9 protein-coding genes are annotated in these 14619 nt (G+C 74.0%); 5 read left to right on the forward strand and 4 right to left on the reverse strand.

All coding sequences use genetic code 11. The features are described from left to right. The first annotated feature begins 9 nt into the window (after nucleotides 1-9). Genes ACZ4UB_RS24815 through ACZ4UB_RS24835 form a run of 5 tightly spaced genes read left to right on the forward strand, consistent with a single transcriptional unit; the run spans nucleotide 10 to nucleotide 8663 of the window. Entirely contained in the window at nucleotides 10-1830 is a 1821-nt protein-coding gene (locus tag ACZ4UB_RS24815) for a sugar phosphotransferase (protein ID WP_468073270.1), read from the forward strand. Continuing rightward, nucleotides 1827-3602 (forward strand): stealth family protein, encoded by a 1776-nt coding sequence (locus tag ACZ4UB_RS24820; RefSeq protein WP_468073272.1) that lies wholly within the window; start codon nucleotides 1827-1829, stop codon nucleotides 3600-3602. Before ACZ4UB_RS24815 ends, ACZ4UB_RS24820 begins: the two co-directional genes overlap by 4 nt. Further along, entirely contained in the window at nucleotides 3599-5704 is a 2106-nt protein-coding gene (locus ACZ4UB_RS24825) for a glycosyltransferase family 4 protein (RefSeq protein WP_468073274.1), read from the forward strand. The genes ACZ4UB_RS24820 and ACZ4UB_RS24825 overlap by 4 nt, the downstream gene beginning before the upstream one ends. Beyond that, nucleotides 5701-7668 (forward strand): PIG-L family deacetylase, encoded by a 1968-nt coding sequence (locus ACZ4UB_RS24830; protein WP_468073276.1) that lies wholly within the window; start codon nucleotides 5701-5703, stop codon nucleotides 7666-7668. Before ACZ4UB_RS24825 ends, ACZ4UB_RS24830 begins: the two co-directional genes overlap by 4 nt. Continuing rightward, nucleotides 7665-8663, forward strand: coding sequence for an endonuclease/exonuclease/phosphatase family protein (locus tag ACZ4UB_RS24835; protein ID WP_468073278.1), 999 nt, complete (start codon nucleotides 7665-7667; stop codon nucleotides 8661-8663). The genes ACZ4UB_RS24830 and ACZ4UB_RS24835 overlap by 4 nt, the downstream gene beginning before the upstream one ends. A gap of 104 nt (nucleotides 8664-8767) precedes the next feature. Here the strand turns inward: ACZ4UB_RS24835 and ACZ4UB_RS24840 are convergent, their stop codons facing one another. The 4 genes from ACZ4UB_RS24840 to ACZ4UB_RS24855 form a co-directional block, all read right to left on the reverse strand. Then, the gene (locus ACZ4UB_RS24840) at nucleotides 8768-10909 is read right to left on the reverse strand and encodes a 3-hydroxyacyl-CoA dehydrogenase NAD-binding domain-containing protein (protein WP_467958464.1); all 2142 of its coding nucleotides are present in this window, start codon (nucleotides 10907-10909) and stop codon (nucleotides 8768-8770) included. Beyond that, nucleotides 10906-12126, reverse strand: a complete 1221-nt coding sequence (locus tag ACZ4UB_RS24845) for a thiolase family protein (protein ID WP_330333263.1) — start codon at nucleotides 12124-12126, stop codon at nucleotides 10906-10908. Before ACZ4UB_RS24845 ends, ACZ4UB_RS24840 begins: the two co-directional genes overlap by 4 nt. Before the next feature lie 173 nt (nucleotides 12127-12299). Then, the gene (locus tag ACZ4UB_RS24850; protein WP_468073280.1) at nucleotides 12300-13067 is read right to left on the reverse strand and encodes a ferritin-like domain-containing protein; all 768 of its coding nucleotides are present in this window, start codon (nucleotides 13065-13067) and stop codon (nucleotides 12300-12302) included. A 146-nt stretch (nucleotides 13068-13213) separates the two neighbouring features. After that, a complete protein-coding gene (locus ACZ4UB_RS24855; RefSeq protein ID WP_385781177.1) occupies nucleotides 13214-14494 on the reverse strand; it encodes an HRDC domain-containing protein in 1281 nt (426 codons plus the stop codon). Nucleotides 14495-14619 lie beyond the last annotated feature (125 nt).

The raw sequence follows: 14619 nt of genomic DNA on the forward strand, positions 1-14619 counted from the left end.
GCGTGCGAGATGCAAGAATCCGGATCGAACAGTTCCGCCTCCGAGGTCTACCAGAAGCTGGTGCCCCGGCCCGTGCGCACCGTGGCCATGAGCACCGTGCCCGTCCCCGTGCGCCGTAGGCTCAAGAAGCGGCTGGACCGCGCCCTGGTCCAGCGCGAGTCCCGGCTGCACCAGCGGGCCCTGCGCCGGCTGCGCGCCACGGACTTCAGCAATCTGCCGGAAGGCCGGACCAAGGCGGCGGACGGCCGGGTCGGCCACGTCCACGCGGGCCTCACCGCCGACCTCGCCCGGCGCACCGACCTCGCGCTGGTCACCACCGTGCTGGACACGGCGAAGATCCCCTGGTTCACCGTGCCCGCGCTCGACGACCGCCGGATGTGCCTGGCCGTCCCCCGCGCGCACAAGCGCGCCGTGCGCCGCGTGCTGCGCGCGCTGCTGGAGCGGCAGACCGGTTACGTGGTCTCCGTCCTGCCGGGCAAGGACGACACCGCCAAGATCCCCGGCAGCCACGTCAAGGCCTGGAAGCACTACGGCGCCTCCCGGGTGATCCGCGTCGTCTGGCTGCGCACCGACCCCACCGGCTCGCTCTGGATCGGCGAGAACCAGGGCGTGGAGATCGAGTTCTGGACCGCGGACACCGGCCGGGCCGTCCCCCGGCTGGTCGGCCCGCGCCCCAACCGGGTGCAGCGGGTCGTCCCGGCCGACGATCAGCGGCCCGTGGAGATCACCCACGACCGGCTCACCGGTTACGCCGACACCGACGCGGGCGCCGCGCCGACCCGCACCCGGGCCGGCTTCGACGTGCCGCGCCTGGAAGAGGTCACCTTCCCCGTGGACGCGGCCGTGCTCTGGTGCCACGACGAGCCGTGGGCGGAGGCGCTCCTGCGCGCCACCCTGCGGTCGCTGCACCAGTACGCCCCCTGGATCGACCGGGTGCACCTCTTCGCGCTCGCGCCCGTCCCGCCGTGGGTGCACGCCGACGACCGGCTGCGGATCGTGCCCGCCGGCCCGGACGCGGAGCAGGAGCTGCACACGGTGCCCGGCCTCGCCGACCGGTTCCTGTACTTCCGGCCCGGCGCGCTGCTCGGCCGCCCCGTGCGGCCCTTCGACTACTTCACCGCGCTCGGCGGCACCCGGCCCCGGCGCGGGCCCTGGACGCCGCGCGAGGCGGCGGCGCCCTGGACCGGCTGGGCGTACTCCTTCACCCAGCGCGCGGTGACCCACGGCTACGCGCCGGGCCCCCAGCCGTACGCGCGCGAGATCCTCGCGGCGGTGGCCGACGGCTTCGGCGGCCACCGGACGGTCACCGGGGGCCAGTACGCCCCGGAACTGGAGGGGACCCACCCGCTGGACGGGGTGGTCCACCACGCCGCGCACTTCTCCGGGCACGCCGAACCCTCCGGCGAGGCCACGATCGCGGTGCACGCGGCCGTGCCCGGCGTCACCCGCTGGCTCGACCGGCTCCTCGTGCGCCGCGACGCCCAGCAGATGCAGCTGAGCGGGCTGGGCTCGCCCGACGCGCTCGCCCACGGCGGGACCCGGTCCGTACTGGACTTCCTGCGCCGGTACTACCCCGTGCCCAGCCCCTACGAGCGGGCCGTGGCGCAGCCCGCCCCCGCGCCGGAGGCCGCCGCCGCGGGCGCCCCCGCCGGCTTCGGCTCCGCCTCCGCCCTCCTGGCCGGCTTCTCCACCGAAGCCTTCGACGACGGCGCCGGGACCGGCTTCGACGCCGTGGACTTCGCGTTCGACGTGGACTTCGACGCCGGCGCCGGAGCCGGCTCCGCGCTCCCGGTGCGGACCGTGCGCGGGGAGGCGGGCACCCCTTCATGACCGTGGCCAATCCCGAAGCGTCCCCGGCGGTCGCCCTCTACCGGGCCGTCCTGCCCACCCGGCTGCGCCGCGGCCTGGCCCGGCGGGTCCCCGTCGGGCTGCGCACCGTGGTCAAGCGGCTGCTGCGCCGGGCCCGCTTCGGCTTCGGCCCGGCCCGGTCGCTGCGCGCCCGGCGGGCCCGCGGGCGCTGGCCGCACCTGTTCCAGGAGGGCGAGGGGCTGGCCGTACTGGTCGGCACCAGCGCCCGGATCGCGCTGGTGCGCGGGGCGGCCTCGCCGCTCGGGCTGCGCGAGGCCAACCTCGACCTGGTCACCACCGCCCTGGAGCGGGCGGGCGTCGACCACTTCGCCGTGCGCGGGGCCAGTGACCTGCGGGCCTGCCTCGCCGTGCGCGAGGAGGACCGGCCCCGGGTGGCCGCCGCCCTGCGCGCGAGCGTGCTCCGGGCACCGGTGTACGTCGCCGACGCCGGCACGCAGGACGCCGCCCCGCAGGTTGTGGGCCGGGCCGCGCTCGGCGGCTCGCGCCGCGGCCGCCGCACCACCGGCGCGGCCGCCGTGCTCCGCGTCGGCATGGTCTGGCGGGACCCGGGCGGCTCGCTCTCCCTCGGCCTCGAATACGGCTGCGACCTGGAGTTCTGGCAGCAGGAGGAGGGGCGGCTGATCGCGCCCCGGCCGAACCGGGTGACCAGCAGCGTGCCGGTCGACGCCCCCCGGATCACCGTCCCCGTGGGCCGGCTCACCGCCTTCTGCGCCCCCCACACCCCGCGCCCCCGACAGGTCCGCACCGTCGAGCCCTACGCCGCCGCACTGCCCGAGGACGTGCGCTTCCCCGTCGACGTCGTCTACACCTGGGTCGACGGCGACGACCCCGACTGGCAGCGGCGCCGCCGCCAACAGGGCGGCGAGGGCTACCACGCGGAGTCCGCCAACCCCGCGCGCTACCTCAACCGCGACGAACTGCGCTACTCGCTGCGCTCGCTGGCCCAGCACGCGCCCTGGGCCCGGCGGATCTTCCTGGTCACCGACCGGCAGCGGCCGCACTGGCTGGACGCCGACCACCCCCGGATCACGGTGGTCGACCACCGGGAGATATTCGACGACCCCGCGGCCCTGCCCACCTTCAACTCGCACGCCATCGAGAGCCGGCTGCACCACATCGACGGCCTCGCCGAGCACTTCCTGTACTTCAACGACGACATGTTCCTCGGCCGCCCCGTCACCCCCCAGGACTTCTTCCTGTCGAACGGGATGACCCGGGTGTTCCTGTCGCCCGCCCAGATACCGCGGCCCGGCGTCGCCCCCGGGGACCGCCCGGTGGACGCGGCCGGCAAGAACAACCGGCGGATCATCGAGGAGCTCTTCGGCACCACCCTCGTGCAGAAGATCCGGCACGCCCCCTACCCGCTGCGCCGCAGCGTCCTGTCCGAGATGGAGGAGCGGTTCGCCGGACCGCACCGGGCCACCACCTTCAGCCGCTTCCGCAGCCCGAGCGACATCTCCATCCCGTCCTCCCTCTACCACTACTACGCCTACCTGACCGGCCGCGCGGTGCCCTCGGACATCGCCTACGCCTACCTGCCCCTGGACCGGCCCGAGGTCGAGCGCCGGCTGAACATCCTGCTGGCCCGCCGCGACCGCCAGGCCTTCTGCGTCAACGACACCGTCTCCGACGGCCGCGACCGAGGCCGCCAGGAGCGGATGCTCCAGGGCTTCCTGCGGTCCTACTTCCCCGTCCCCGGTCCCTTCGAGCGGAAGGAGTTCCACGACCGATGAAGATCTCCTTCCTGATCAACAACATCTACGGCATCGGCGGCACCAACCGGACGGTGATCAACCTCGCCGAGGCCCTGTCCGCGGACCACGAGGTCGAGATCGTCTCGGTGTTCCGGCGCACCGGCGCGCCCCCCAAGTTCGCCATCTCCCCCCAGGTCACCGTCCGCGCCCTGGTGGACCTGCGGCCCGGCGCCGCCGGCGCGGACCGGGGCCACCCGGACCTGGCCGGACCCACCCTGGTGGTGCCCCGCCAGGAGGAGTTCCACGAGCAGTACAGCGCCCTGTCCGACCGGCGGATCATCGACGAGCTGAGCGGGACCGGCGCCGACGTCGTGATCGGCACCCGGCCCAGCCTGAACCTCTTCGTCGCCCGGTACGCCCGGGAGGGCGCGCTGCGGGTGGCCCAGGAGCACATGACGCACCTGGCCGTCCCCGGCGCCGTACGGGCCGAGATGGCCCGGCAGTACCCGCGCCTCGACCTCGTCACCACGGTCACCGAGGCCGACGCCCGCTCCTTCCGCACGCACACCCCGGTCCCCGGGGTGCCCGTGCACGCCGTCCCCAACAGCGTCCCGCGGCCCGGGGTCGCGCCCTCCGACGGCACCCGCAAGGTGATCGTCAGCGCCGGCCGCATGCACCACGTCAAGCGCTACGACCTGCTGGTCCGCGCCTTCGCCCGGCTCGCCCCCGAGTTCCCGGACTGGCGGCTGCGGATCTACGGCGACGGGGACGAGGCCGGCGCGCTGCGGACCCTGGTCAACGACCTGGACCTGGCCGGCCGGATCCTGCTGATGGGCGGCTTCTCGCCGATCGAGTCGGAGTGGGTCAAGGGCTCCGTGGCGGCGGTGACCTCCAGCGCCGAGTCCTTCGGGATGACCCTGGTCGAAGCCATGCGCTGCGGCCTGCCCGTCGTCGCCACCGACTGCCCGGTCGGCCCCCGCGAGATCCTGCGCGACGGCGAGGACGGCTTCCTCGTCGCCAACGGGGACGTCGACGCCATCGCCGAGGGCCTCGGCCGGCTGATGGCCGACGCGCCGCTGCGCGCCAGGATGGCCGCCGCCGCGCTGCGGAGCGCCGAGCGCTACGACCCCGCCGTGATCGCCGCCCGCTACACCGCCCTGTTCGAGGAGGCCGCCGGCCGCCGCGCGGCCGCCCGGTCCGGCTACCGCAGGCCGACGGCCGCCCGGCTGGGGCGCCCGCCGGGCGACAGCGCCCCGCCCGAGTCGCCGAAGAGCGCCGTGTGCCACGCCGAGGCACCGGACGCGGGATGGCTGAGCCTGACCTGCGACGGCCCCGCCGGGAGCAGGGGCCGCGGCGCCTTCCTGCTGCGGCACCGCCCCTCCAGCGGCTCCCGGCTGCCCGACCTGCTCCTGGACACCGAGCGCGAGACGCTGCCCACGGGGGCCGTGCGGCACACCGCCGTCGTCCCGCCCGCCGCCCTCGACCACCTCGGCGACGGCCGGTGGCGGGTCATGCTCTCCACCGGCAAGGGCGACCCCGTCCACCTCAAGGCGGGGATCCGCGACACCCGGGGGCTCATCGACGCCCGCGCCCGCCTCCTCGAAGCCCCCGGCGCCGGACCGGTCCTGTGGAACCTGCCCTACGCGCAGCCCAACGGCGCCCTGATGCTGCGCACCGTGCGCCGCGAGGCGCACGCCGAGGCCAGCGGGGTCTTCGTCGGCGAGGACGGGATCACCGTCACCGGGGTGCTCTGCGGAGCGCGGACCCTGGAGCACGGCGCCCGCTTCGTGCTCGTGCGGCGCGGTCCGCACCGCAGCGAGCTGTCGCTCCCGGTGGAGGTGCTCGGCGAGCGCTCCTTCCGGATGGAACTGCCCCTGGTCCAGCTGGTGGAGGACCGCCTCGCCCGCTGGGAGGACTGGGACTGGTGGCTCCAGCCCGACCCCGCGCACCGGCGCCGGGTGCGCGTGTGCCACCTCTTCGAGGACTTCCCCGACGTCCGGGGCGCCTACCCGTACCCCGCCGTTCCCCTCTCCGCCGACGACGTGTCCCGCTTCGTCGTCGTGCACCCGTCCCGGCCGGTCCGAGTCCGGCCCTACTGCTCCGTCTCCGGAGCCATGGCTATGAACGTGGTGGACCGATGAACCGAAACCGATCGATCCTGCACGTCGTCGCCCACCAGGACGACGACCTGTACTTCATGAACCCGGACCTGGTCCGCTCGCTCCAGGACGGCGACCCGGTCGCCACGGTAGTCCTGACCGCGGGCGAGGGCGACGGCATCAACGCCGACACCAACGACCCGGAGCGGGCCGCGCTGCCCACCGACTACGCGGGCTACAGCACGGCCCGCGGCTGCGGTCTGCGCTCCGCGTACGCGCGGATGGCCACCGGCGAGCGCGACAGCCCCTGGGCGCGCGAGATCACCGAGCTGGTGCCGGGCTTCGCGGTGGAGCGCTTCACCCTCCTCGCCCAGCCGTCCGTGCGGATGTACTTCTGCCAGCTGCACATGGGCGTGCCCACCGCCGCGGGCCCGCGCACCCGGATGTTCGAGCTGTGGAACGGCGTCCACCCCACCCAGGCGACCGTGCCGGTGCACGGGTCCGCGCTGACCGAAGTGCAGCAGATCTCCCGCGAGATGGTCATCGCGGGCCTCACCGCGCTGCTCGCCGAGATCCGGCCCACCACCGTCCGCACGATGGACCCCGACCCGGAACACGACGGCGGCAAGAGCGAGTTCGTCACCTCCGACCACGTCGACCACGCCACCACCGCCGAGTTCGCCATCGCGGCCCTCGCCCGCTACCGGGAGGGCGCGGAGCGCGCCCCGGTCGTCGAGTACTACCGCGCCTACGCCAACCGCTTCTGGGGCCCGAACCTGGACCGGATGGAGCTGGCCGAGAAGGCCGACTACCTGGCCACCTACATGGGCCTGGACGCCACCCACTGCCCGCAGGGCACCTGCCAGGCCTGCGGCGACCGCCAGCTCGGCCCCAACCCCTACCGCAGCACCCACATGCGCAGCACCGCCTACCGCTACTCGCCCGCCACCGACTGGCTCCGGCTCGGTCCCGGCGGCCGCCTGAACGCCTTCACCGTGCTCGCGGGCCGCCTGGTGTTCTTCACCGAGACCGGTCCGGGCACCGGCCGCTGGCAGGGGCCCTTCCCGCTCGGCGACGGCTGGCTCGCCCCCACGATCGCGGTGGCCGGGGTCCCCGGGGGGCCGGCGCACGTGGTGGCGCAGCGCCGCCGTACGGCCGAGGGCGGCGCGGTCGGCATCGACCTGGTGTACACGACGCAGCACGCCGACGGCAGCGGCTTCAGCGGCTGGCAGTCGCTGGAGTCCCCGGAATGGGTCCACGCCGACGGCCGCCGCCAGCGCGAGCTGGGCGTCCCGATGGCCGCGGTGGACGGCGCGGGCCTGCTGTACGTCTTCGCCCGCAACTTCGACCAGGGCATCTCCATGCGGCGACAGAACGCCCAGGGCGGCTGGGACCCCTGGGTGGGCCTCGGCGGGAGCTTCCTCCAGGACGCGGGCACCGCGATCACCACCGAGTTCGCCACCGTCGAGCTGTACGTACCGGGCAAGAGCTCCGTGGTCCGCTGGTTCCAGAAGGAGCCGGGCGCGCCCTTCACCCGCGACGACTCCCTGGTGACCGGGCCCGTGGCCACCGGTGGGATCACCGCCGTGAACTCCGGCGGCGGCCGCACCTGCCTCTACTTCCGCGAGGCCGGCACCCAGCAGGTCATGGCCTACCGCCAGCACGACACCGGCCGCTGGCCCGGCTCGGGCGCGGGAGTGGGAGGCGCCGGCGGTACGGGCGCGGTCGCCGCGCTGTGGGCCCCGCAGCGCGGTGCCCGCGAGGCCCACCTGGCCCACCGCAGCGGCCGCGGACGCCTCGCGGTCTCGCTGCCCGACCGGGAGAAGGACGTCTCCGGGGCCCGCTGGCGCGAGGTCGGCGAGATGTTCGTCCAGGCCCCCTCGCTCGCCTACGACGCGGCGGGCGCCGTGGTCGTCGCGGTCATCGGGACCGACGGGCGGCTCCACGTCCGCCGCCAGCTCACCCCGGAGACGGGGAGCCCGCTGGGGCCCGCCGTGACGGCGTGAGAAGGCGGCGCCTGGCGGCGCTGGGGCTCGTCCTGGTGCTCGCCGCGGCCCTGGGCTGGGCCCGTGGTGGCACCGACGCCCCGCTGTGGGACGGGTCCGGGGAAGCGGACCCGTCCGCCGGGGAGGCGGTGGTGGTCCTGCAGTGGAACATCTGCGGGGCCGCCCACCAGTGCGACAACCGGGGCGGCACGGGCAGGGGCACCTCGGTCGCCCGGCTGGTGGACGAGGTGGCGCTGCGCCATCCCGACCTGCTCGGCGTCAACGAGATCTGCCGCGGCCAGTTCGAGGCGCTGCAGGCCGTCTTCAAGGAGCGCGGCCTGGCCCTGCGGGGCGCCTACCAGCAGATGCACGGCAACGTGCCGGCCTGCGGCGACGACAGCTCCTACGGTCTGGCGGTGTTCTCCCGCGAGCCGCCGACCGGCCCGCCGAGCTACCGGCCCTTCACCGACACGGACGGCGAGACCTACCGGGCCGCGGGCCGCTCGGAGCCGGTGCTGCGCGGGCTGCTCTGCCTGCCCACCCGGGCCCGCGGCCGGGAGGTGACGTTCTGCGGGACCCACGCGGGGACCGCCGACAGCCAGCTGAAGGAGCTCCACCGCTGGTTCGGCGACCCGGCCCTCTTCGCGCCCACCACCCCGGTGATCCTGGCGGGCGACCTGAACCAGCAGCCCAACGAGGGCTCCTTGGCCGGGCTGTACGGGCACACGCGCGGCGAGAAGGACCAGCACGACCCCGACGGGCGCTTCCTGGAGGCGGACGAGCGCAACCGGCGCTGGTTCAAGATGGGCGGGACCGGGGGAGTGCGCTGCCAGGACCCGGTACCGGCGCGGTGCCGCAACGGCGCGCCGACCGCCGAGGACGGCCGCAAGATCGACTACGTCTTCGCCACCGAGGCCCACTTCACCGCGCCCCGGGCGGTGACGGTCAAGGCCACCGAGTCGGACCACGTCCTGTACGAGGGCGTCTTCCAGTTCCGCCGCCAGCCGACGCCGTAGGTCGTCTCTTTCGGATCTAGTGCCGTGGCCGGAACAACGCGAACGGCGGGCGGTACGGGATCGCTCCCGTACCGCCCGCCGTCCCTCGTGCGGAGGTGTTCCCGTTACGCCGGGACGCTCGCCACGCCCGGGGCGAGGAACTTCTTGCCGTTCACCCGCTCCGAGACGCCCTCACGGTCCAGGTACGGCGTGACGCCGCCCAGGTGGAAGGGCCAGCCCGCACCGGTGATCAGGCAGAGGTCGATGTCCTGGGCCTCGGCCACGACACCCTCTTCCAGCATCAGGCCGATCTCCTGCGCCACCGCGTCCAGGACGCGGTCGCGGACCTGCTCCTCGGTGAGGACGGAGTCGCCCTGCACCAGGAGGGCGGCGACCTCGGGGTCCAGCTCCGGCTTGAAGCCGTTCTCCGGCTTGTAGACGTAGAAGCCGCGCTTGCCGGCCTCGACGACCCGCTTGAGGTTCGGCGAGACGGTGAACCGCTCCGGGAAGGCACGGTTCAGGGTCTCGGAGACGTGCAGACCGATGGCCGGACCGACCAGTTCCAGCAGCACCAGCGGGGACATCGGCAGGCCGAGCGGCTCGATGGCCTTCTCCGCCGTGACCACCGGGGTGCCCTCGTCGATGACGTTCTGGATCTCGCCCATGAAGCGGGTGAGGATGCGGTTCACGACGAACGCCGGGGCGTCCTTGGTGAGGACCGCGGTCTTCTTCAGCTTGCGCGCGACACCGAAGGCCGTGGCCAGCGAGGCGTCGTCGGTCTGCTCGCCGCGGACGATCTCCAGCAGCGGGAGGATCGCGACCGGGTTGAAGAAGTGGAAGCCGACCACGCGCTCCGGGTGCTGGAGCTTGGAGGCCATCTCCGACACCGACAGCGAGGAGGTGTTGGTGGCGAGGATCGCGTGCGCCGGAGCGACCGCCTCGACCTCCGCGAACACCTTCTGCTTGACGGACATCTCCTCGAACACGGCCTCGATGATGAAGTCCGCGTCCGCGAAGCCCTCGGCCTTGTCCAGGACACCGCTCACCAGGCCGGTCAGGCGGTTGGCCTTGTCCTGGTTGATGCGGCCCTTGCCGAGCAGCTTCTGGATCTCGGCGTGGACGTAGCCCACGCCCTTGTCCACGCGCTCCTGGTCGATGTCGGTGAGCACCACCGGCACCTCCAGGCGGCGCAGGAAGAGCAGCGCCAGCTGCGAGGCCATCAGGCCCGCGCCGACGACGCCGACCTTGGTGACCGGGCGGGCCAGGTTCTTGTCCGGCGCACCGGCCGGGCGCTTGGCGCGCTTCTGGACCAGGTTGAAGGCGTAGATGCCGGAGCGCAGCTCGCCGCCCATGATCAGGTCGGCCAGCGCGGCGTCCTCGGCGTCGAAGCCCTTCTGGAGGTCCCCGTCCTTGGCGGCCTCGATGATCTCCAGCGCGCGGTAGGCGGCCGGGGCCGCGCCGTGCACCTTGGAGTCCGCGATGGCGCGGCCGCGGGCGACCGCCGCGTCCCAGGCCTCGCCGCGGTCGACCTCGGCCCGTACGACCTCGGTCTTGCCCGCGAGGACGTTCGCGGTCCAGATCAGCGACTGCTCCAGGAAGTCCGCACCCTCGAAGAGGGCGTCGGCGATGCCCAGCTCGAAGACCTGCTTGCCCTTCAGCTGGCGGTTCTGGTTCATCGAGTTCTCGATGATCACCGAGACCGCGCGGTCGGCGCCGATCAGGTTCGGCAGCAGGGCGCAGCCGCCCCAGCCGGGGACCAGACCGAGGAAGACCTCGGGCAGCGAGAAGGCCGGGATGGCCTTCGAGACGGTGCGGTAGGTGCAGTGCAGACCGACCTCGACACCGCCGCCCATCGCCGCGCCGTTGTAGTAGGCGAAGGTGGGGACGGCCAGCGCGGCGAGGCGCTTGAAGACGTCGTGGCCGCCCTTGCCGATGGCGAGCGCCTCGTCGTGCTTCTTGAGCAGCTCGACGCCCTTGAGGTCGGCGCCGACCGCGAAGATGAACGGCTTGCCGGTGATGCCCGCGCCGACGATGGAGCCCGCGAGGGCCTCCTGCTCCAGCTGGTCGATCGCCGCGTTCAGGTTGGCGAGGGACTGCGGGCCGAAGGTGGTCGGCTTGGTGTGGTCCAGGCCGTTGTCCAGCGTGAGCAGCGCGAAGCGCCCGGCGCCGAACGGCAGGTCGAGGTGGCGGACGTGCGCCTGCGTGACGACCTCGTCCGGGAACAGCTCGGCCGCGCCCTTCAGGAGCTCAGTGGTGGTGGTGCTCACTTGCTGCCTCCGTCGAAGTGCGGGTTCTCCCAGATGGTGGTCGCGCCCATGCCGAAGCCGACGCACATGGTGGTCAGGCCGTAGCGGACGTGCGGCTGCTCCTCGAACTGGCGGGCCAGCTGGGTGAGCAGGCGGACGCCGGAGGAGGCGAGCGGGTGACCGTAGGCGATCGCGCCGCCGTACTGGTTGACGCGCGCGTCGTCGTCCGCGATGCCGTAGTGCTCCAGGAAGGCGAGCACCTGGACGGCGAAGGCCTCGTTGATCTCGAAGAGACCGATGTCGGAGATCGACAGGCCGCCCTGGGCGAGGGCCTTCTCGGTGGCCGGGATCGGGCCGTAGCCCATGACCTCCGGCTCCACGCCGGCGAAGGCGTAGGAGACCAGACGCATCTTGACCGGGAGGTTGTTCTCGCGGGCGAAGTCCTCGGAGGCGAGGATCGAGGCGGTGGCGCCGTCGTTGAGACCGGCGGCGTTGCCCGCGGTGACGCGTCCGTGCGTACGGAACGGCGTCTTGAGGTTCGCCAGGTTCTCCAGGGTGGTGCCCGGGCGCATCGGCTCGTCGGTGGTGACCAGGCCCCAGCCCGTCTCACCGACCTCCGGGTTGGTGTTGCGCACCGAGACCGGCACCAGGTCCTGCTGGATCTTGCCGTCGGCGTACGCCTTGGCGGCCTTCTCCTGCGAGCGCACGGCGTACTCGTCGGCGCGGAGCTTGGTGATGGTGGGGTAGCGGTCGTGCAGGTTCTCCGCCGTCATGCCCATGAAGAGGGCCGACTCGTCGACCAGCTTCTCGCTGACGAAGCGCGGGTTCGGGTCCACGCCCTCGCCCATCGGGTGGCGGCCCATGTGCTCGACGCCACCGGCGATGACCACGTCGTAGGCGCCGAAGGCGATGGAACCGGCGGCGGTCGTCACGGCCGTGAGCGCACCGGCGCACATGCGGTCGATGGAGTAGCCGGGGACCGACTGCGGGAGGCCCGCGAGGATGCCGGCCGTGCGGCCCAGCGTCAGGCCCTGGTCGCCGATCTGGGTGGTCGCGGCGATGGCGACCTCGTCGATCTTCGCGGGGTCCAGGTCCGGGTTGCGGCGCAGCAGCTCCCGGATCGCCTTGACGACGAGGTCGTCGGCCCGGGTCTCGTGGTAGATGCCCTTCGGGCCCGCCTTGCCGAACGGGGTGCGGACGCCGTCGACGAAGACGACGTCCCTGACGGTACGAGGCACGATGGCTCTCCTCCAGGGTGCGGGGTGGCACTGCTGCGCGGGGGCGCGGTCAGATGTCCTGAGCGCCCGCTCACCTGCCCCATGCTACTTGCGGGTAACCCTTGTGGACACCCCCACCCGAAGGAGCGGTGAAGGTCACACTCCGGTGGCCCTCCCACCGGGAGGCGGGCGCGTCAGCCCGTGCGGCGCCGCAGGGCCCGGGCGCGGGACGCGGCGCCGGCCGGCCCCGGTCGCCCCGCGGCGCCGCACATGGCGCCGCCCGGCTCGGCCGAGGAGCGCAGCACGTCCCGGACGAAGGCGCCCCGCCGCACCCCGAGGCCGCGCAGGGCGGGCCCGTGGTCGACGGCCACGACCACGGCCGCGCCCGCGAGCAGCGCCCGCCAGGCCGCGATCACCGCCCGGCGGACCGGCCGGGGGAGCCCGGCCAGCCCCTCCCGCAGCCGTCGGCAGTGGAACGGCACGTGGCGCTCCTCGTCCGCCAGGATCCGCCCCGCCACCTCCGCCACCAGTGGGTCCGCGGCCCCGTCCCGCACCGCCCGGTAGTACCGCAGCGCCACCACCTCGGCCACCATCAGCACCAGCAGCTCCACCCGCAGCCCCAGCAGCCGGCGCAGCCGGACGAAGACCGTGTCGCTCCAGTGGCCGGACAGCGTGTCCGCGCCGCCCGCCGCCAGCAGGAGCGCCAACATCCGCGCGTGGTTCTGTTCCTCGGCCACGAAGAGCCGGACCGCCTCCGCGTACGCCGCGTCCCCCGCGCGCCGCGCCTTGCCGATCAGTGCGGAGCCGTCCCCGTCCTCACCGACCTGGAACCGCTGCAGGCTCCGTACCAGTGCCGGATCCAGCGCGGCGCCCCCGCTCCAGGCGGGATCGCCCACCCGGGCGCGGCGCTCCCGCTCGGCCTCGAAGTCCCGTACCCATGCGTCGTACCCCCATTTGATCATGTTCAAAAACTAGCTTGATTTGAGCATGTTCAAAAGCGGGCGCGCGGGTCTGTAGCGGAACCGGGACAGGCGCGGGGGCGCCGGACGACGAAGAACCCCCGGTCCTCGGGACCGGGGGTTCTGTGTGCGCGGGAGCTGGGGACGGGTCAGGCGGTGGCCGAGAGGGCCGTCACCAGCGCCGGGGTGACCTGCTCGATCTGCCAGGCGCGGGCTCCGTAGGAGGCCAGGGCCTCGGCCACGGACGCGTCGGAGACTCGGAAGGGGGGCTCCCAGCACAGCCGCCGGACGCTGTCCGGGGTGATCAGGTTCTCCTGGGGCAGGTTCAGCCCCTCGGCCAGCGCGGAGACGGCCGTGCGGGCCGCGGCCAGCCGGGCCGCGGCGGCCGGGTCCTTGTCCGCCCAGGAGCGTGGCGGCGGGGGGCCGGCCGGGGTGGCCCCGGGCTGCGGCAGCTCGTTCTCGGGCAGGGCCTTGGCGCGGTCCACGGCCGCCATCCACTGCTCCAGCTGGCGCCGGCCGATCCGCTGCCCGTAACCGGGCAGGGCGGACAGCGCCTGCACGTTGAGCGGCAGGGCGAGGGCGGCCTCGACGATCGCCGCATCGCCCAAAACCTTGCCCGGGGATACGTCACGTCGCTGGGCGATCCGGTCGCGGGCCTCCCACAATTCGCGGACGACGGCCATCTGCCGGCGGCGCCGCACCTTGTGCATTCCGGAGGTCCGCCGCCAGGGGTCCTTGCGCGGCGGGGCGGGCGGGGCGGCGGCGATGGCGTCGAACTCCTGGTGGGCCCAGTCGAGCTTGCCCTGCCGGTCCAGCTCCTTCTCCAGCGCGTTGCGCAGGTCCACCAGCAGCTCCACGTCCAGGGCGGCGTAGCGCAGCCACGGCTCCGGCAGCGGGCGGGTGGACCAGTCGACGGCGGAGTGGCCCTTCTCCAGCGCGTAGCCGAGCACGCTCTCGACCATGGCGCCGAGCCCGACCCGGGGGAAACCGGCGAGGCGCCCGGCCAGCTCGGTGTCGAACAGGGAGGTGGGCACCATGCCTATTTCGCGCAGGCACGGCAGGTCCTGGGTGGCTGCGTGCAGGATCCACTCGGTGCCGGACAGCGCCTCGCCGAGCGAGGAGAGGTCGGGGCACCCCACGGGGTCGATCAGCGCGGATCCGGCCCCTTCGCGGCGGAGCTGCACCAGGTAGGCGCGCTGGCCGTAGCGGTACCCGGAGGCCCGCTCGGCGTCGACGGCCACGGGTCCCGTGCCCGCGGCGAAGGCCGCGACCACACGGGCGAGGGCCTCGTCGTCGGCGACCACGGGAGGGATGCCCTCGCGCGGTTCGAGCAGGGGGATGGGCAGCCCATCGGACGAAACCTCGTCGTCCGGGGGGCCGCCCCCGGTGGTGGTGCGCAGGTCTGCTGCGGTCTCTTGGGCGTCGGTCACCGGTCAAGGGTATCGGTGGATGCGGCGGGGGGGGGGGGGGGGGGGGGGGGGGGGGGGGGGGGGGGGGGGGGGGGGGGGGGGGGGTCCCGGGGGACAGGGGGGTATCTTCGGTGGGGGGGGGGGGA

This window comes from Streptomyces sp. NPDC028419, assembly GCF_055565515.1.

Excerpts from the sequence above, each read along its gene's own strand:
- ACZ4UB_RS24815 (WP_468073270.1), top strand. The coding sequence starts at position 10 with ATGCAAGAATCCGGATCGAACAGTTCCGCCTCCGAGGTCTACCAGAAG.
- ACZ4UB_RS24820 (WP_468073272.1), top strand. The coding sequence starts at position 1,827 with ATGACCGTGGCCAATCCCGAAGCGTCCCCGGCGGTCGCCCTCTACCGG.
- ACZ4UB_RS24825 (WP_468073274.1), top strand. The coding sequence starts at position 3,599 with ATGAAGATCTCCTTCCTGATCAACAACATCTACGGCATCGGCGGCACC.
- ACZ4UB_RS24830 (WP_468073276.1), top strand. The coding sequence starts at position 5,701 with ATGAACCGAAACCGATCGATCCTGCACGTCGTCGCCCACCAGGACGAC.
- ACZ4UB_RS24850 (WP_468073280.1), bottom strand. The coding sequence starts at position 13,067 with ATGATCAAATGGGGGTACGACGCATGGGTACGGGACTTCGAGGCCGAG.